This window comes from Pseudomonas sp. PB101 (genome assembly GCF_009764265.1).
Taxonomy (GTDB): Bacteria; Pseudomonadota; Gammaproteobacteria; order Pseudomonadales; family Pseudomonadaceae; genus Aquipseudomonas.
In genome coordinates this window covers 1-18,616 of record NZ_RWIR01000011.1, presented here as the reverse complement: position 1 = coordinate 18,616, position 18,616 = coordinate 1, and the positions used below count along the sequence as shown (strand labels likewise).

Here is an 18,616-nt window from a genome sequence, read left to right as displayed (position 1 = left end):
ACTGCCATGAAAGCTGCTGTATTCCATCAGGTTGGAGCCCCGCTGGTCATTGAAGAAGTGGGCATCGGCAAACCGGGCCCGCGCGAAGTGTTGATCCGCACCAAAGCGGTCGGCGTTTGCCACTCGGACCTGCACGTCATCGACGGTTCGTTCCCGTACCCGGGCCCCATGGTGTTGGGCCATGAAGCCGCTGGCGTGGTCGAGCAGGTCGGCTCCGAAGTGCGCTCGGTCAAGCCCGGCGACCATGTGGTCACCTGCCTCACCGTTTTCTGCGGTCACTGCGATCACTGCGTGACCGGTCACCTGGCGCGCTGCGTGTCGCCGGAAACCAAGCGCGGCAAGGACGAGGAGCCACGCCTGACCTACGTGCACAAGCCGATGCCGCAATTCGTCAACCTGTCCGGGTTCGCCGAGCAGATGCTGGTGCACGAAAACGCCTGCGTGGCGATCCGCCGCGACATGCCGCTGGACCGTGCCGCCTTGCTCGGTTGCGCGGTCACCACCGGCACCGGCGCGGTGTTCAACACCGCCAAGGTGCGTCCGGGCGAGACCGTGGCCGTGATCGGCTGCGGCGGCATCGGCCTGGCCGCGATCAACGGCGCGGCGCTGGCCGGGGCAGGGCGCATCATCGCCATCGACATGCTCGACTCGAAGCTGGAACTGGCCCGGCAGTTCGGCGCCACCGATGTGATCAACGGCCGTGACGGCGATGCCGCCAAACAGGTGCTGGAGCTGACCCGTGGTGGCGTGCACCACGCCTTCGAATGCATCGGCCTCAAGCAGACCGCCGAACAGGCGTTCGCCATGCTCGCGCGCGGCGGCACCGCCACCGTGATCGGCATGCTCAAGCCTGGCCTGAAGATCGAGCTGGACCCGCTGCAGTTGCTCCACGAGCGGCGCATCCAGGGCTCGCTGATGGGCTCCAACCGCTTCCCGGTGGACATGCCGCGCCTGGTGGATTTCTACATGCAGGGCCGGCTCAAGCTCGACGAGATGATTTCCCAGCGTATCCGCCTGGACCAGATCAACGAGGCGTTCGATGAGTTGCGTCGCGGTGAGCTGGCGCGCTCGGTGATCGTTTTCGATTGATTGGCCTCATTCCCCTGTAGGAGCGAGCTCGCTCCTACAGAGATACAAACAGGCAGGGCACGCCCAAACGCTTTTTGGAGTTGATGGATGGACATTGAATTCTCGGTGCACGAACAAGCCTTTCGCCAGGATGTCCGGGCCTTTTTGCGTGACAACTTGCCGAAGGAGTTGTCCGAGCGAATTACCCTCGGCAAACGCCTGAGCAAGGAACATCAGGTGCAATGGATGCAGATCCTCGACCGGCAAGGCTGGCTCGCGCCGGGCTGGCCGGTTGAGTTCGGGGGTACCGGCTGGAGCGCGGTGCACAAACATATCTTCGACGAAGAATGCTTCGCCGCCGGTGCGCCGAAAGTGGTGTCCTTCGGCCTGAAAATGGTCGCTCCGGTGATCATCAAGTTCGGCACCGCCGAGCAGAAGGCGCACTTCCTGCCGCGGATTCTTTCCTGCGAAGACTGGTGGTGCCAGGGCTACTCCGAACCCGGTGCCGGCTCTGACTTGTCGTCGTTGAAAACCCGCGCCGTGCGCGAGGGCGATCACTACGTGGTCAATGGCCAGAAAACCTGGACCACCCTGGCGCACTTCGCCGACTGGATGTTCTGCCTGGTGCGCACCGACCCCGAGGCCCGGCAGCAACGTGGCATTTCGTTCCTGCTGATCGACATGAAAACCCCGGGCATCACCGTGCGGCCGATCATCACCCTGGACGGCGAACATGAAGTCAACGAAGTGTTCTTCGACAATGTGCGGGTGCCGGTGGCCAATCTGGTCGGGCAGGAAAACGAGGGCTGGACCTGCGCCAAGTACCTGCTGACCCACGAGCGCACCAGCATCGGCGGGATCGCGCAGAACAAGGCCTTGCTCACGCGGCTCAAGCGCATCGCCAGCCAGGAGGTGCGTGACGGGCGGCCGCTGATCGAAGACCCGCTGTTCCGTGCGCAGATCGCCGAAGTCGAGATGCAGTTGATGGCGGCCGAGATGAGCAATCTGCGCACGCTGGCGGCGACCCGGAACGGCGATGTACCCGGTGCCGAAAGCTCGTTCCTGAAGATCAAGGGCACCGAGATCCGCCAGGCCATAACCTATCTGATCAGCAAGGCGGTGGGGCCGTACGCGTTGCCGTTCATTGAAGATGAACTGGGTTATGGCAGCGAACCGTTGCTGTACACCGACTACAGCAGCGCGGCCACCTACCAGTATCTGGATGCGCGCAAGGCCTCGATCTACGGCGGCGCCAACGAAATCCAGAAGAACATCATCGCGAAAATGATCCTCGAACTGTAAGGCGCCACGATCATGGATTTCAAACTGACAGAAGAGCAACAGATGCTGCAGGACACCGCCGCGCGCCTGGTGCGTGACGTGTATGGTTTTGAGCAGCGCGAGCAATACCGCCGCAGCACACAGGGTTTCAGTGGCCCGTTCATGCAGCAATTGGGTGAGCTGGGCCTGTGCGCCGTGCCCTTTGCCGAGGCCTATGGCGGTTACGGCGGCAGCGGTGTGGAGAACATGCTGATCATGACCGAACTGGGCCGGGGCTTGTGTCTGGAACCCTACCTGCACTCGGTGATTTTCGCCGGCGGCCTGATCGAGCAGCTAGGCACCGCCGCCCAGAAAGACACACTGTTGCCGCCAGTCGGCAGCGCCAGCCTGCAATTGGCCGTGGCCCTCGATGAGCCGCAGAGTCACTATCAGTTGCACGACGTGCAGACGAGCGCCGAGGCCGTCAGCGGTGGCTGGAAACTCAATGGTCGCAAATCGGTGATCATCGGCGGCCAGAGCGCCGGGCTGATTCTGGTTTCGGCACGCACCAGCCACGGAGTTCGGGACGAGAAGGGCATCAGCCTGTTCCTGGTCGATCCGCAAGACCGCGGCGTCAGTCGACGCAGCTTCGACACCCTGGACGGGCGGATGGCCTGCGAGCTGTACCTGGAAGACGTCTTCGTCAAAAGCACTGCGGTCCTCGGCGAAGTGGGCCAGGCCTTGCCGGCGCTGCGTTATCAGCAAGGCCGGTGCATCGCCGCGCAATGCGCCGAAGCCGTCGGCAGCATGGAAGCGGCGTGCGCCTTGACCCTCGACTACCTGAAAACCCGCCAGCAGTTCGGGCAGCCCATCGGCAAGTTCCAGGTGCTGCAACACCGCATGGTGGATATGCGCATCGAACTGGACCAGGCCACCTCGATGACCCTGCTCGCCGCCTGCCTGGCCGATCAGGCGGACAGCGATGAACGCAGCCGAATCCTGGCCGCCGCCAAGTTCATCGTCAGTCGCGCCAGTCGATTTGTCGCGGACCAGGGCATCCAGCTGCACGGCGGCATCGGCCTGACCTGGGAATACATGCTGTCGCACCATGCCAAGCATCTGCTGATGGTGGCGCGTCAGTTCGGCGACGACGATCACCATCTGCAGGCTTACGCGAAGTTGATGCAAGTGGCCTGAGCCCCCCTCACTAAAATGGATTACTGCCGGGCGCCTTCGAACGAGCCTGTGCGCACCTCGCCGCTGCGGGTGTATTTAGCGATCAGTACACCCCCGGGCGAGCTGAGCGAGTTCTGCAAGGTGAAGGCCGAGGCTTGTGCGTTCTCGTCGAACAGGCGCTTGCCGCGACCCAGCAGGATGGGGTGAATCATCAGCCGCAGCTCATCGACCAGGCCGGCGCCGAGCAGTTGCCGCACCAGGTCGCCGCTGCCTTGTGTCAGCAGCCTGGGCCCCTCCTGGCGCTTGAGCGCGCGCACCGCGTCGACCAGGTTGCCCGGCAGCGCACGACTGTTGTGCCACTCCAGCGTATCGGCGTGATGGGTGGCCACATGCTTGGCTACGCCGTTGAACAGCTCGGCAATGCCGTGGTGGGGGGCGTCGGCCTGAACGTGCGGCCAATAGGAGGCGAAGATGTCGTAGGTGCGACGTCCCAGCAGCAACTCGAATGGCTGCGAGAACAGCGCCTGCACGGCCTGGCCGGTTGTCGGGTCGGCGTAGGGCACTATCCAGCCACCGAAGCGGAATCCGCCACTGGTGTCCTCTTCAGGCCCGCCGGGCGCCTGCATGACACCGTCCAGACTGATGAACGCGGCAACGGTGAGTGTGCGCATGGTCTTCTCCTGATTCGCCTTGGTGAAAGAGTTGCGCAGGGAAGTCTGCGGCCCCTTGAGACCATTCCCTGAACGATAGTCGAACGGGACGTCGGGAAATCGACAACAGGATGCGCGGGTCTCATTCCTCATGGGAATGCATTGAATAAAATTAATGAATTTTTATTATCGTTTTGGGTGGCGTAGTTTTATTCGACGACATGGAGAATCGCCTTGAAAACATCCTCTACCCACACCGCTGAAAAGTTTGATACCTCACGCGCCAACGAGTACGCCAGGCAGAGCCGCATCGCGTTGGCCGGCTATGACGCCTGCCACGATTTGGCCGCGTGCATGCTGGCAGCAAGCCTGGGCAGCACCACTTCGGCGAACGTACTGGTGGTTGGCGCGGGCGGTACGGCCCAGGAAATCATTGCGATGGCCAGGCTGGAACCGAATTGGCGCTTCATGGCCGTTGACCCCTCCGCGCCAATGCTCGAAGCCGCGACGCAGCAACTCCAGGCAAACGACCTGCTTGCCAGGACGGACGTGCATCCGGGGCGTGTTGAAGACCTGCCGGCCGCTGAGTCATACGACGCGGCCACCCTGATCGGGGTGCTGCATCATCTGCCGGGCGATGACGCCAAGCGCGAAATCCTGCGGTCCATCCATGCTCGTCTGAAGCCCGGTGCGCCGTTGATTGTGGCGGGAAATCACTATGCCTATGCCAGCCAACCGTTGTTGCTCGAAGCCTGGGGGCAGCGCTGGCGCCAGCATGGAGCCAGCCCGGAGGAAGTGAAGGTCAAGTTGGGCAAGATTCTGCAAGGCGCCGATCCCCCGCATTCCGAGGCAGCGGTGCAACAGCTGTTGCACGACTGTGGGTTCGCTGAGGCTACGCGCTTTTTCAGCAGCCTTTTCTGGGGGGCGTGGTTGACGTGTAAGACTTGTTGATGGGGGTTGGTGTTTGGCGGTTGCTGATTGTGATGGGGTTGTAGTGTTTAAGTGGTCATATATGACCAACTGATACCATTTTATACTCAATAAAGGCCTTATATGACCATTTTGCTTAGTAGGAATTTTTCTGAATGTACTATCTTTGTAAAAGGTCATATCTGACTAAGATGGAGCGATTTACTGATATAATTGGTCAGGTATGGCCATTATCGTAGATTTTGAGGGCGCCCATGTCTTTCATGCACTTGCTCTATTCGCCGGCTGAGATCGCCAGGAACGTTGGAGAGAACGCGAAGACACTTCGTCTCTCAAAAAACCTCTCCCGGAAGACGCTCGCCGAAAAATCGGGGGTGTCTGAGTCCACCATCAAGCGATTTGAGATGACCGGTTTGGTGACCTTGGAGGCTCTGATTCTTGTGGCCACCGCTCTTGATGAGCTTACTTGCGTGACCAGACTCTTCAAGCCTGAGCATCCGAAGTCAGTTGATGAACTCAAGAATGCCAAGCGCAAGCGGGGGATGAGGTAATGACGAAGGAGTTCAAACGCACCGAAGCTCTGAGCGTCATGAAAAGCGGCGCTAAGGTCGGGGAGCTCCATAAAGTCGAAGGGAAGGGGATCTACTTCGCTTACGATCAGGGGTGGCTCGCCACTGGCTACAATCTCTCGCCGCTCACGATGGCCTGGGACGAAAAACCACAGCTTGCCAAAGACACAAGCCTCTTCGAAGGGCTCCCTGGACCATTCGCTGATTCCCTGCCAGATGGTTGGGGCATGCTGCTGATGGACAGGTTCTTCAACAGCACCTTCGGTGACGGCACCCATCTCACTGTCACTGCCCTGGATCGCCTGGCCTACATGGGTGACCGAAGCATGGGAGCTTTTGAGTATCAGCCAAAGGCTGAAAAAACAGAACTGGCTGGTCCTATTGATCTCTGCCAGCTGTATGAAGCGTCCATCGAGGTTCAGGAGGGCGGGACCCAAACAGTGCTCACCAAACTACGGCTTGCCGGTGGCTCACCGGGTGGTGCTCGTCCAAAGGCGATTGTGGCTCTCTCTGCCGATGGAGCCAATGCAACCTCGGCCTTCGGGCCTCTTCCCGAGGGCTATGCACACTGGATCGTCAAGTTCAGAGCTTTGCACGAGCCGGTGGAAACAGGGGGCATCGAGTTCGCCTATGCAGAGATGGCCAAGGCAGCCGGGGTCACCATGGCTGAGTCGAGGCTCTTGAATATGCAAATGCCCAACGGCCAGGTTGAGCATTTCTTCGCGACCAAGCGCTTCGATCGGGAGGGCGACCGCAGGATACACATGATGACCGTATCGGCACTGATGTATGCGAATTACCGCGCTTTGTCATCCATCGATTACCCCAACCTGCTGAAGCTCACCCAGGCGATGACCAAGAACTCCATCGAAGTCGAAAAGATGGCCCGGTTGATGATCTTCAACGCTCTGTCACATAACCATGATGACCACGCGAAAAACTTCGCTTTCCTTTGTCACGATCCTGCAACGCCTGGCGAGAAGGAAACCTGGGCGCTTACCCCCGCTTACGACGTGACGTTCTCAAACGCTATGGGTGAGCACACCACTGACTTCGGGGGGCGCACCCCGGGCAAACCGACCAGGAGGAGGATCATGGAGATCTGTAGGGATTACAAATACCTAAAAGCCGAGGATTACATCGAGCAGACCCTCGCCGCGCTGTCGGATTGGAAGAAGGTATTCACTCAATTGAAGATCCCACATAAAGCCGGCGAGTCAATCTTCAACGTCCTGGCGAAGCTGCACAAAGACTTTGAGAAGTAGCGCGAAGCTTACACGCACGCACCAAGCGTCTGCTTTCGGGGACCCAACCGCTCGATCAAGTGAATGCGCTACGCAGCCTTGTGATCACCTCGTCAATGGAGGGGCCTTGGATCTTTGGTGGCGTGGGGTTTTCACCAAACTCTCGCCAGACAAACAACGTCAGCTCTGCTCCATCCGTTGAAGAGAGAGCGTTCTCGGCATAGGCAAAGCTTTCAAGCTGCCGATAGCGGGCGTCATTCCAGAAGAGGTCTTCGACCCAGTGGTAGACCGGTATGAAATGGAAGTGGATGGGCCAGCCCGGATCATGACCAAAGCGCCCGATGTAGAGGCGCTTGGGCTGCAGTTGCCGTTCGATTGTCTGCTGAGTCCTGGCGAGCAGGACTCCCAGTTCTGCAAGCGCAGCAGGCGATAGTTCTGCCAGCGATGAGGTCTGCATTTTCGTCGCTAACATCAGATAGCCGGGCAGGGCGCTGGCCAGGTGGTGGTTGATGATCCAGTGGTCGGTTTGGTGAATGATGAACTGCGGGGCAATTTCCATATGCCGTATGTCCTGGGTGAATGACACGCCAGAATAGCAACGTCACTTCACAATGTCCGCGCCTGCCAATCGCGCAGCCACTGCAGCCCCTCGGACGTATCCCCGCGCGGCCTGTACTCGCAACCCACCCAGCCGTCGTAACCCAGTTGATCGATCAGCTCGAACAGGTAGGGATAATTCACCTCGTTGTTCAGGTCCGGTTCGTGGCGGTCCGGTACGCCGGCGATCTGGATATGGCCGATGCCGGCGAAGTCCCGTCGCAGCTTTGTCGCCACGTCGCCCTCGACGATCTGGCAATGGTAGACGTCGAACTGGACTTTGAGGTTGGCCTGGCCGACGGCCTTGCAGACGGCCTGGGCCTGGTGTTGGTGGTTGAGGAAAAACCCCGGCATGTCGCGGGTGTTGATCGGTTCCAGCAAGACGGTGATGCCAGCCTTGGCGGCTTGCGTCGCCGCGTGGCTGAGGTTTTCCAGGTAAGTTTGCTGGTGCCGGGCGCGATCCGCTTCGTTCGCCAGCAGTCCGGCCATGACGTGAATGCGCTCGTTGCCCAGTACCGCCGCATATTCCAGGGCCTGGTCGAAACCGGCGCGGAATTGCGCTTCACGGCCTGGCAGGGAGACGGTGCCTTTTTCGCCTGCCGCGATGTTGCCAGGCGGGGCGTTGAACAGGGCCTGGACCAGGCCATTGTCGTCGAGCCGCTGTTTCAATTGCTGTGCGCTGTAGTCGTAGGGGAACATGTATTCCACGGCCTGGAAACCATCGGCGGCGGCGGCGGCGAAACGGTCGAGAAAGTCATGTTGGGGGTAGAGCATGCTGAGGTTGGCAGCGAAACGAGGCATGAAGACTCCTGCGGTCAAAATATCAATCTGTGGGTTACCACCGAACGCCAAAGGCCTGGTGCAATTCATCCAGCGCCGCCTGGTGCAGCGGGGTCGGTCGTGGATGGCTCATCAGCCACAGGCGTGCGGTTTCTTCCAGCTCTTCCAGGGCATAGCTGGCTTTGGACACCGAGCTTTCCCAGACCACGGGGCCCAGGCGCTCGAGCATCACGCCGCGCACCTGGTTGGCCAGCTGCGCCACACGTTCGGCCACTTTCGGTGAACCGGGACGCTCGTAGGCGATCAGCGGGATGTGCCCGACCTTCATCACTTGATAGGGGGTCAGCGGCGGCAGGATGTCATCCTCATGCCAGACCCCGGCCAGCGTCAATGCCACCAGGTGGGTGGAGTGGGTGTGTACCACGCCGCCAACCCCCGGGTTGCGATCGTAGACCTGGCGGTGCAGGGCCAGGGTCTTGGACGGTTTGTCGCCGCTGACCCATTCCCCCGCCAGGCTGACCTTGGCAATCGCGGCCGGGTCCAGGCGCCCCAGGCACGCGTCCGTGGGCGTGATCAGCCAGCCGTCTTCCAGCCGGGCGCTGATGTTGCCGGCGCTGCCCACCGTGTAGCCACGGGCATACAACGACGCGCCGACCTCACAGATCTCTTCGCGCAGGGCGTTTTCGTTGCTCATGCAGGTACTCCTGCCAGTTGCTTGAGCGCCTTGTCGAAGAAGTCCGCGGCACCGAAATTGCCCGACTTGAGTGCCAGGGCCAGCGGTTCCCCGGGCGTGCTGACGCAAGCGGGCACCCCCGGGTCGATTTGTGCGCCGATCTGTAACAGCTGGATGTTCAGCGCCTGGACCACGGCCCCGGAGGTTTCCCCTCCGGCGACCACGAAGCGCCGCACACCCGTCTCGCGCAACCTGCTGGCGATCCGGCCCAAGGCCTGCTCGACCAGATGCCCGGCGCGCTCGGCGCCCAACTCACGTTGCACCGCCTTGACCTCATCAGGGGTGCTGGTGGCGTAGATCAGCACGGTTTGCGCATGGTCGGCGACGAAGGCCAGGGCCTCCTCGATGACCGGTTGTCCTGCCGCCAGGGCCAGCGGGTCGACACGAAAGGCCGGACGGCCTGCCTGCAGCCAGGTCGCGACCTGAGCGTTGGTGGCCTGCGAAGCGCTGCCCGCGAGCACCACTTCACCGCCTTCGACCGCAGGCACTTGGGCGGCGTCGAGGTCGCGCAACTTGCCGGCTCGACGAAAGTTGGCCGGCAAGCCCAGCGCCAGTCCGGAACCGCCGGTGAGCAGCGCCAGGTCGGCGCAGGCTTCGCCCAGTGCATGGAGATCGGCATCGGACACGGCGTCGGCGACGGCCATGCGGACCCCGTCGGCACGAAGCCGGGCGATGCGCGCTCGAATGCTTTCGACGCCGCCGGACACGCTGTCGTGGCGCAACAGGCCGACCTTGCCCCGGGTCTGCGCTTGCAGCACGCGAACCAGGTTCGCGTCGGTCATCGGCGTCAGCGGGTGATGCTGCATGCCCGACTCGCTGAGCAGTTGGTCCTGTACGAACAAATGCCCGCGAAAGACCGTGCGACCGTTTTCCGGGAAGGCCGGACAGGCGAGGGTGAAATCGCTGTCCAGTGCCTCGAGCAAGGCTTCGCTGACCTGGCCGATGTTGCCGGCCGGGGTAGAGTCGAAGGTCGAGCAGTATTTGAAGAAAATCTGTTCGCAGCCACGCTCACGCAGCCAGCGCAACGCTTCGAGCGATTCCTTCACCGCATCGGCCGCCGGTACCGTTCGCGACTTCAGGGCGATGACGACCGCGTCGGCGTCGAGCTGGCCGGCGACATCGGCAGCGGGTATGCCGATGCTTTGCACGGTGCGCATGCCGCCGCGCACCAGCATGTTGGCAAGGTCGGTGGCACCGGTGAAATCGTCGGCGATGCAGCCCAGCAGCGGCCGGGCAGGGGCATTCGACATGTTGAACTCCTCAATCCGGTTTAGCCGGGCAGGTACTCATTGATGAACTGCTCGATCACATCGGTGAAATGCTCATCCGCGGTGAAGCCCAGGTCCCGGGAGTAGGTGGCGCAGAATGCACCTGGCCAGGAGCCGACGATGCGCTCGATCGCCGGATTGCGTTCCATGCGGATCCGTGCGGCCACTTCCTCGCCTGCCGTCTGGCGCAGGGCGTCGATCATGCGTTCGACGGTGATCGACAGGCCCGGCATGTTGATCACCCGACCTTCGGTCAATTGCTCGGCGGACAGTTCATGACCATGGATCAGGTTGCGAATCGCCTGCGCTGGCGACATCAGCCACAGGCGCGTATCGAGCGGTACCGGGCATACGCTGGGCTGGCCGTTGAGCGGTTCGCGGATGATCCCGCTGGCAAAGCTGGAGGCGGCCAGGTTGGGCTTGCCCGGGCGCACCACGATGGTCGGCATGCGCAGGCTGCGGCCATCGACGAACGCACGCCGGCTGTAGTCGGCGAGCAGCAGGTCGTTCATGGCTTTTTGCGTGCCATAGGAACTCTGCGGCGCCCAGACCTGATCGTCGCGGACACGTTCCGGCAACTGCCCGCCGAACACCGCGACCGAGCTGGTCATCACCCATTTCGGGCAGGTGCCGAGCGTGCGCACGCGTTCGAGCATGTTCCGGGTCGCGGTGAAATTGATGCGCATGCCCAGTTCGAAGTCGGCTTCAGCCTGGCTGGAAACCACGGCGGCCAGGTGGAAGATGCTGTCGGTGCCGGCATCGATCAGGCGGTCCAGCACTTCAGGGTCGGCGATATCGCCACACACCACCTTGACCCGGGGATCGTCGATCCCCGTGAGTTCGACCATGTCGAAGGCGACGATCTGGCCGATGGGCCGGGACTCGCCAGTACGGTCGGTGAGCGAGCCACGCAGCAACAGCGCTTCGATCAGGCGGCGGCCGAGGAAGCCGGCCGCGCCGGTCACGAGAATATTCATGAGTTACTCCAAACGTCAGCGGTTGACGAGTTTTCCGGGAATTCTGAAGACCAGCAGGGCGCCGAGGAACAAGGCACTTGCCATCACATACATGCCGATCGTGGTGCTGTGGGTTGCGTCTTTGAGGAAGCCCATCAGGTACGGCGAAACGAAGCCCGCCAGGTTGCCCCAGGAATTGATCAGGGCAATGCCGGCGGCGGCCGCGGTGCCGCCGAGGAAGGCGGTCGGCAGGCTCCAGAACAGTGGCAGGGTGCTCATCGCCCCCATCGAGCCAAGGGTCAGGCCGATCATCGAAACCGTGAAGTTGTCGCTCCAGGTGGCGGAGATGAACAGGCCGATGCCACCGAGCACGGCGGTCAGCGCCAGGTGCCAGCGCCGCTCGCGCAACCGGTCGGCGCTGCGCGACACCAGGATCATGGTCATGGCCGCTGCGGCGTAAGGGATGGCGGTGAGCATGCCGACCTGCAGGACATCGCTGACGCCGGCCTGGCGTATCAGGGTCGGCAACCAGAAGCCGACGGTGTAGAAGCCGGCGATCATGCAGAAGTAGATGGCCGTCAGCAGCCAGATGCGCGGTTGCAGGAACACCTCTTTGAGGCTGTGTTTCTGGTGGCCGGCGGTTTCCGCGTCGATGCGTGTCTGCAGCAGGGTTTTTTCTTCCCGGGTCAGCCAGCCGGCACTGGAGATGCGGTCGCTGAGGCAGAAAATCACCAGGATGCCGACGGCGATCGAGGGCAGTCCTTCGAGGAAGAACAGCCACTGCCAGCCGGCAAACCCGTGGGTACCGTTGAAGGCGCTCATGATCCAGCCGGACAAGGGCGCGCCGATCAGCCCGGACAGCGGCACGGCGGTGGCGAACAGGGCGTACATCTTGCCGCGGCGGTGGGTCGGGAACCAATAGGACAGATAGAGGATGACGCCCGGGTAGAACCCGGCTTCGGCGATCCCCAGCAGGAAGCGCATGATGTAGAAGGACATCGGCGTATTCACCAGGGCCATGGCCGAGGAGATGATGCCCCAGGTGATCATGATGCGTGCGATCCACAGCCGCGCGCCGACGCGATGCAGGATCAGGTTGCTGGGAATTTCCACGAGGAAGTAGGCAATGAAGAAAATCCCTGCGCCAAGGCCGTAGACGGCTTCGGAAAACTGTAGATCGTCGGACATCTGCAACTTGGCGAAACCGACGTTCACCCGATCCAGATAGGCGACCAGGTAACACAGCAACAACAGCGGCAGGATACGCCACGCCACTTTGCGGTACGCCAGATCCTCGAAGCGATTGGCGGGCACGGCGGCACCGGTTTGAATCACTGATTCAGTCATGTGTTTCCCCCATCCTTATTTTTGTAGTGGGTGACTTTGTTTTTGTCGGATTACATGATGTGGCGTTTTTTATCATAATACGTCATACGAATTCAACGCCTAAATTCAAAGAGGACGGCGGGTCTAAAATGCAGTACCGTTCACCGATTTGAGCCCAGAGATGCCTATGCCCATTCCTGACAAATCTCCCTGTGCCACCGATGCATTGGGGGCCCTGAAGGACTCCGCCAAGGGCACGCTGTCCGATCAGGTGACGGCGGCCCTCAAGGCCTTTATCGCCAGCGGCGAAGCGCTGCCGGGCGATCGCCTGCCCACCGAGCCCGTGCTCTCGGAACGTTTCGGTGTCAGCCGGACCGTCATCCGCGAGGCGATCTCGCGCCTCAAGTCAGCCGGTCTGGTCGAAGTCCGCCAGGGCAGCGGTACCGTGGTCAGCGAGGGTGCGCACATCAAGGCGTTCACGATTGATCTGGATGTCGGCGGGTCGATCGAGGCGGTGTTGAGGGTCACCGAACTGCGCCGCGGGATCGAAGGCGAGGCGGCTGCACTGGCGGCCCAGCGGCATTCGCCGGCGCAGCTCGAAGCCATTCTTCAGGCACTGAAGGCCATCGATGCAGCCGAGCAGGAGAGTCGCGACGGGGTAGAGGAAGACCTCGCGTTCCATCACTCGATTTCCCGGGCGACGGGCAACCCGCTGTACCCGTCATTGCACGAATTCATCGCGCAATACATCAAGGAGGCGATCCGCATCACGCGCTCCAACGAGGAGCGCCGCCGGGATCTGGCCAAGACCGTGCGGGCCGAGCACTTTGCCGTGTACGCGGCCATCGCCGCACGCGACCCCGAAGGCGCGCGCCATGCGGCGTTGAACCACATCAACAATGCCGTCGAACGGCTCAAGAGTGCCGATCCGTCGTTCTGGCAGAACCCGGGGGCGAGAAAGTCCTAGCACCGCCTGTAGGAGCCGGCTTGCCGGCGATGAACTCAAGTGCGCCGCGGTTCTCCAGGTTACACGCGTTATCGTTAACGACCATCGCCAGCAAGCCGGCTCCTACAAGGGGACCGCGTCCTGTCCCGGGAAACACGGGCAACACAATACCTGTAGGAGCCGGCTTGCCGGCGATGAACTCAAGTGCGCCGCGTTTATCCAGGTCACACGCGTTATCGTTAACGACCATCGCCAGCAAGAGACCGCGTCCTGTCCCGGCAAACACGGGCAACACAATACCTGTAGGAGCCGGCTTGCCGGCGATGGACTCAAGTGCGCCGCGTTTATCCAGGTCATACGCGTTATCGTTAACGACCATCGCCGGCAAGCCGGCTCCTACAAGAGACCGCGTCCTGTCCCGGGTAACACGGGCAACACAATACCTGTATGAGGACGCGCCTCTGCCGTTCCGGTTTCGAGCTATTGCGCTTCTTGCGACAAAGCATGAATGACATCCGCAGCCATCTTTTCAGTGCTGTTCATCCCGGCTGAAAGCTGCCGACCATCAAGGCCTGCTACCGACCCGGAGTAGTTGGCGAACAGAATAATGGCAAATTAATGGCTATGCTTTGTCTACTGACGAAACTGATCAGACGGTCCGGCAGGCTGCGCGGAAATGAACCGCAACGTGCCCTATGTCACCCGACTATTCTGCGAAGAAATTGAAAGGAACAGAACATCTGGCAAAAGTGGTTGCCGACATTCAGTTCTACACTGGAGAGCGAGGAGAATCGTGGCTAATGCTACGTGCGGTGTGTTCTCAGGTTCAGGTGTCGGCACAAAAGGTTATCTGGTTTCCGAATACCGCTTCTATTGCTCAATTTAGAAGGATTATGTTTGGAGATTGTGAAATGGATTCTTTCAGGGATAAAAGCGCCGCACAGCAAGCCATACCCACCCGTTTGAATAAGCCGCGCTCGACCAAATGGCACCGCATGTACTTTTTTCTTGCGGGATTCGACGTGCTGGTTGTTGTGCTTAGCGTGCTATTGAATCACCTGATCGTCGATACCTATCACCGCTCCATCAAGGCAAACCAGTCGTGGGTCCAACAGCTGTCGAGCTATTCAACGCTGGGCAGCCTGGCTTCCACAGTCAATGCGCCGGGCAATAATGTGTTCGACACACATAATGTCGAAGCCGAATCGCGGAACATGAATGAAGCCTTGCGCGCCTTCAACGAGCATTTGGCAATGACCAAAAAACAGTTGGAAGCACGGATCGCCAATGAGGCTGAACACAGTGCAGATATACAAGCCTTTACCCTTGCATTGAAGGATGAGGTGGGTGCCGTTGATGCCGCGATGGTCGAAATGGTGAACGAGGCCTTGCTGATCTTTTCCTACTTCAGGGAAGGGCAGTCGGACAATGCCGGCAAACGCATGGCAACGATGGACAGGAAGTTTTCCCTGTTGCTCGCCTCACTCAGTACCGTGCGCGATCGCGTTGGCCTGGTGCAAAGCAAGCTTCTGGAGGAGGAGCTTGAGTCGGTCGAAGAACTGCGCCGGGTCGAATACGCGATCATGCTGTTCGTGCTACTGATGGTCAGTGCGGCCGTTATCTACGGGGGCAAGATCAGGCGCGAAATGGAGTCGCAGGCAGCCGAAAGGGAAGGTTATCTGGCAGTGCTGCGCGAAAGCGAGAAGCAGGCCCGCCAGCAGGCATCGCTGCTGGACAAGGCCCAGGACGCCATTGTCGTTCACGGGATGGATAACCGCATCCTGTACTGGAACAAAAGTGCCGAGCGTCTCTACGGTCTGTCAAAGGAAGAGGCACTCGGCAAATCGGCACAGGAGTTGATCTACCAGGGTGGCGCCGCTTTCAATGCGGCCACTGACAGCCTGATCGAAACGGGTGACTGGGCGGACGAAGTTACCCTTCGACGCAGGGATGGCTGCACCATCACGTTCGATAGTCATCGAACCCTGGTGCGAGACGATGATGGCCAGCCGCAATCCGTTCTGTCGATCAATACTGACATCACCCACCGCAAGACCGCTGAGCAAGAGGTCCAGCGTTTGGCCTTCTACGATCAGTTGACCGGGCTGGCCAACAGGCGGCTCATGTTGGACCGGTTACAGCATCTGCTGGCGGGCAGCCCCCGCAGCCTGCATACGAACGCGATCATTCTCATTGACCTGGATAACTTCAAGGCACTGAACGACACGCTGGGGCATGACAGAGGCGACATGTTGCTGCAGCAAGTTGCTCTGCGCCTTTGCGGCTGCATACGCGAGAGCGACACCGTGGCTCGCCTGGGCGGAGACGAATTCGTCGTCCTGCTGGACGGCCTGAATGAGAATCCTCCAGACGCAGCTATCCAGGCCAAGGCTATTGGCGAAAAAATTCTCGACGCTCTGAACATTTCCTACCAGCTGGATGGATATGAGCACCACAGCACCCCCAGCCTCGGCATTGCGCTGTTCCAGGGGCAGATGAGCACGGTGGACGATATTATGAAGCGCGCTGACCTGGCGATGTATCGCGCCAAGGCGGCGGGCCGCAATACCATGCGCTTCTTCGATCCGCAAATGCAGGCGGTTGCCACGGCACGCGCCAGACTGGAAGTGGACTTGCGCCGAGGCCTGCAGGACCAAGAATTCCTTCTTCATTACCAGCCGCAGGTGAATAGTGAGGGCCGTATCATTGGCGCAGAGGCACTGATGAGATGGCAGAATCCCGAGCGCGGAGTCGTGTTTCCAGGAGAGTTCATTCCATTGGCAGAGGAAACGGGGTTGATTCTGCCGTTAGGCCGTTGGGCGCTGCAGGCAGCCTGCACTCAGCTGGTTGCCTGGGCAAAGCATTCGCAAACCGCCCGACTGGGTATGGCTGTGAATGTCAGCGCCCGCCAGTTTCACCATCCGGACTTCGTCGAGGAGGTACTGCAAGTACTGAGATGCACGGGGGCCGATCCGAAGAAATTGAAACTGGAACTGACCGAAGGCCTGCTGGTAGAGGATATGGAAAGTACTGTCGCCAAAATGATCGAGTTGAAATCGATCGGCATAGGTCTTTCGCTGGATGATTTCGGAACCGGCTACTCGTCACTGTCATACCTGAAGAGCCTTCCGCTGGATCAACTCAAGATCGACCAGTCCTTCATCAGGGATGTGCTGGTTGATCCCAACGACGCCGCCATCGCCTGCGCGATTGTGAGCCTGAGCCAGATATTGGGGCTTTCGGTGATTGCAGAAGGTGTGGAGACAGAAGCTCAGCGCACCTTTCTGTTCAAGCATGGCTGCCAGACCTACCAGGGCTTCCTGTTTTCCCCGCCACTGCCAGCCGAACAATTTGAGGCGTATGTTCACGAAAGATCAATGGCGAGCACTGATTTCCAGGACCAAGACTAAATCGCCATAACTTCGCAGGTGCCTGGGAACGTCCGCTTTCGGCTATCAGTGACATTACCGTGTTTGCCCTGCGCTCGCTGCACGCTGCCAGCCTCGTCGTCATTGGGTCGCTTTTTTAGCTTGCTGAAACGTTTCATCAAGTTTATAAAAATGGCACAACTCCAAGAAAGGCTGCTGCCATGACCCCGATCAAACTCTTTGTTGCCTTCAGCGCACTGTCCGCTGCCTCCCACGCCATGGCCTGGGATTACGTTCTGCTCGACACCGACAAAGCCGCGCAGAACTGGCAGATCACCAGCCAGCAACTCGGCATAAAAACCGACAAACCCTTCAGCGTTACCCTGCGCACCTTGCACGGCGGTCGGCAGGAGGGCGTCAGCATCGTCGACATCGATAACGGCACGATGAAACTCTCGGTAGTGCCGACTCGCGGAATGAACGTCTTGCAGGCATCGGTCGGCAATGTGCGCATGGGCTGGGATTCGCCGGTCAAGGAAGTGGTCAATCCGTCCTTCATCGAACTCAATGGTCGCGGTGGTCTGGGTTGGTTGGAAGGTTTCAATGAGCTGGTCACCCGCTGCGGATACGAATGGGTCGGCCACCCCGGCGTCGACAACGGCGAACTGCTGACCCTGCACGGTCGGGCCGCCAACATTCCTGCGAACACAGTCACACTGCACATCGATGAAAAACCACCGTACGCCATCACCCTGCGCGGCGAACTGAAAGAGCAGGCGTTCAAGAAGGTAGACTTCTCCGTCGCGACCGAACTGGTCACCGAATCCGGCAGCGTCGTGTTCGCCCTCAACGACACCCTGACCAACAACGGCGACTATCCGAAGGAATACCAGGCGCTGTATCACAGTAACTTCAGCAACCCGTTCCTGGAGGAGGGCGCTCGTTTCGCCGCGCCGGTGAAACAGGTATCGCCGTTCAACGACAAGGCCAAGGGCGATCTGCCCGACTGGCAAACCTACCGCGCACCGACCAGGGACTACGACGAAACGGTCTACAACGTGGTGCCGTATGCCGATGCCAAGGGCGATACGTTGACCGTGTTGCATAACAAGGCCGGCAGCCTGGGCGTTTCGGTCGGCTTCAATACCCAGACACTGCCCGTGTTTTCCCTGTGGAAAAACACCGATACCCAAGGCCAGGGCTATGTCACGGGGCTGGAGCCGGGGACAAGTTTTTCCTACAACCGCCGTTATCAGCGGCCACTGAACCTGGTGCCAACAATTGGGCCGAAGGAACACAAGCAGTTCCGCATCAGCTACAGCTTGTTGGCGGACAAGGCGGCTGTGGATAAGGCCTTGAAGCAGGTGAGCGAAATTCAGGGTGGGCGGGAGACTGAGGTGCGGCAGACGCCGTTGGTTGATCTGACCAAGGGGTGACACCGGCTGGAGCATTGTCGGCGGATGTTGCAGCCCTCGGCCAAATGTTCGCCTCTGATCCCCTCGGCTTGTTCAAGGTCCGCCAGCGTGCGCGCGACCTTGAGCAGTCGATGGGCTGCTCGCAACGATTTGGTCACTGTCCGCTCCTGGCCGTTTTCTGTCTGTCGCGAAGGGCAGTAACCGACCCAGGCTGTGTGAAAACGTTTTAGAGCGAGTTTGACCGTCAGGATCGCAACGAAAAACGCGATCCTATGCAAATTTCAGAGCGGCTGGACAACCAAACGCTGGCAGATTTTACGTAGAAACGCG

At 60.3% G+C, this 18,616-nt stretch carries 15 protein-coding genes and 2 pseudogenes; 9 read left to right on the top strand and 8 right to left on the bottom strand.

Annotated features, from left to right (window positions below; all coding sequences use genetic code 11):
• The first annotated feature begins 6 nt into the window (after positions 1 to 6).
• The 3 genes from EI969_RS03155 (at position 7) to EI969_RS03145 (ending at position 3,525) form a co-directional block, all read left to right on the top strand.
• Positions 7 to 1,089, top strand: coding sequence for a Zn-dependent alcohol dehydrogenase (locus EI969_RS03155; protein ID WP_150718282.1), 1,083 nt, complete (start codon positions 7 to 9; stop codon positions 1,087 to 1,089).
• Between the two features lie 87 nt (positions 1,090 to 1,176).
• On the top strand, positions 1,177 to 2,370 hold the full coding sequence (locus EI969_RS03150) for an acyl-CoA dehydrogenase family protein (protein WP_160385886.1): 1,194 nt from the start codon (positions 1,177 to 1,179) through the stop codon (positions 2,368 to 2,370).
• A 12-nt stretch (positions 2,371 to 2,382) separates the two neighbouring features.
• The gene (locus EI969_RS03145; protein WP_160385885.1) at positions 2,383 to 3,525 is read left to right on the top strand and encodes an acyl-CoA dehydrogenase family protein; all 1,143 of its coding nucleotides are present in this window, start codon (positions 2,383 to 2,385) and stop codon (positions 3,523 to 3,525) included.
• A gap of 20 nt (positions 3,526 to 3,545) precedes the next feature.
• On the opposite strand, the gene EI969_RS03140 is transcribed toward EI969_RS03145, so the two are convergent.
• Positions 3,546 to 4,175: a dihydrofolate reductase family protein gene (locus EI969_RS03140; protein WP_160385884.1), complete on the bottom strand. Its 630-nt coding sequence runs from the start codon at positions 4,173 to 4,175 to the stop codon at positions 3,546 to 3,548.
• Between the two features lie 213 nt (positions 4,176 to 4,388).
• Between EI969_RS03140 and EI969_RS03135 the strand changes: the two genes are divergently transcribed.
• The 3 genes from EI969_RS03135 (at position 4,389) to EI969_RS03125 (ending at position 6,918) form a co-directional block, all read left to right on the top strand.
• Positions 4,389 to 5,105, top strand: a complete 717-nt coding sequence (locus EI969_RS03135) for a class I SAM-dependent methyltransferase (RefSeq protein WP_160385883.1) — start codon at positions 4,389 to 4,391, stop codon at positions 5,103 to 5,105.
• A 233-nt stretch (positions 5,106 to 5,338) separates the two neighbouring features.
• Positions 5,339 to 5,635: a helix-turn-helix transcriptional regulator gene (locus EI969_RS03130; protein WP_160385882.1), complete on the top strand. Its 297-nt coding sequence runs from the start codon at positions 5,339 to 5,341 to the stop codon at positions 5,633 to 5,635.
• A complete protein-coding gene (locus EI969_RS03125; protein ID WP_160385881.1) occupies positions 5,635 to 6,918 on the top strand; it encodes a type II toxin-antitoxin system HipA family toxin in 1,284 nt (427 codons plus the stop codon). The genes EI969_RS03130 and EI969_RS03125 overlap by 1 nt, the downstream gene beginning before the upstream one ends.
• Positions 6,919 to 6,973: 55 nt before the next feature.
• Here EI969_RS03125 and EI969_RS03120 read toward each other — a convergent pair whose 3' ends face one another.
• Genes EI969_RS03120 through EI969_RS03095 form a run of 6 tightly spaced genes read right to left on the bottom strand, consistent with a single transcriptional unit; the run spans position 6,974 to position 12,578 of the window.
• Positions 6,974 to 7,456, bottom strand: a complete 483-nt coding sequence (locus tag EI969_RS03120; RefSeq protein WP_160385880.1) for an HIT family protein — start codon at positions 7,454 to 7,456, stop codon at positions 6,974 to 6,976.
• A gap of 47 nt (positions 7,457 to 7,503) precedes the next feature.
• Positions 7,504 to 8,295, bottom strand: a complete 792-nt coding sequence (otnI, locus tag EI969_RS03115; protein ID WP_160385879.1) for a 2-oxo-tetronate isomerase — start codon at positions 8,293 to 8,295, stop codon at positions 7,504 to 7,506.
• 34 nt (positions 8,296 to 8,329) lie between these two features.
• Positions 8,330 to 8,968: an aldolase gene (locus EI969_RS03110; RefSeq protein ID WP_160385878.1), complete on the bottom strand. Its 639-nt coding sequence runs from the start codon at positions 8,966 to 8,968 to the stop codon at positions 8,330 to 8,332.
• Positions 8,965 to 10,257 carry a 3-oxo-tetronate kinase gene (gene otnK / locus EI969_RS03105; protein WP_160385877.1) on the bottom strand — a complete coding sequence of 431 codons (1,293 nt, stop codon included), beginning with the start codon at positions 10,255 to 10,257 and terminating at the stop codon, positions 8,965 to 8,967. The genes EI969_RS03110 and otnK overlap by 4 nt, the downstream gene beginning before the upstream one ends.
• Positions 10,258 to 10,277: 20 nt before the next feature.
• Positions 10,278 to 11,252 carry a D-erythronate dehydrogenase gene (denD, locus tag EI969_RS03100; RefSeq protein WP_160385876.1) on the bottom strand — a complete coding sequence of 325 codons (975 nt, stop codon included), beginning with the start codon at positions 11,250 to 11,252 and terminating at the stop codon, positions 10,278 to 10,280.
• A gap of 15 nt (positions 11,253 to 11,267) precedes the next feature.
• Positions 11,268 to 12,578 carry an MFS transporter gene (locus tag EI969_RS03095; protein ID WP_160385875.1) on the bottom strand — a complete coding sequence of 437 codons (1,311 nt, stop codon included), beginning with the start codon at positions 12,576 to 12,578 and terminating at the stop codon, positions 11,268 to 11,270.
• A gap of 160 nt (positions 12,579 to 12,738) precedes the next feature.
• On the opposite strand from EI969_RS03095, the gene EI969_RS03090 reads away from it, so the two are divergent.
• The 3 genes and pseudogenes from EI969_RS03090 to EI969_RS03080 all read left to right on the top strand — a co-directional run bounded on the left by EI969_RS03090 (position 12,739) and on the right by EI969_RS03080 (position 18,307).
• Positions 12,739 to 13,524 carry a FadR/GntR family transcriptional regulator gene (locus EI969_RS03090; RefSeq protein WP_160385874.1) on the top strand — a complete coding sequence of 262 codons (786 nt, stop codon included), beginning with the start codon at positions 12,739 to 12,741 and terminating at the stop codon, positions 13,522 to 13,524.
• An 890-nt stretch (positions 13,525 to 14,414) separates the two neighbouring features.
• Positions 14,415 to 16,923 (top strand): annotated as a pseudogene (locus EI969_RS03085) (putative bifunctional diguanylate cyclase/phosphodiesterase).
• A gap of 169 nt (positions 16,924 to 17,092) precedes the next feature.
• On the top strand, positions 17,093 to 18,307 hold the full coding sequence (locus tag EI969_RS03080; protein WP_160385873.1) for an aldose 1-epimerase family protein: 1,215 nt from the start codon (positions 17,093 to 17,095) through the stop codon (positions 18,305 to 18,307).
• 20 nt (positions 18,308 to 18,327) lie between these two features.
• On the opposite strand, the pseudogene EI969_RS30870 reads toward EI969_RS03080, so the two are convergent.
• Positions 18,328 to 18,465, bottom strand: a pseudogene (locus EI969_RS30870) (hypothetical protein); the annotation flags it as partial.
• Between the last annotated feature and the right edge of the window lie 151 nt (positions 18,466 to 18,616).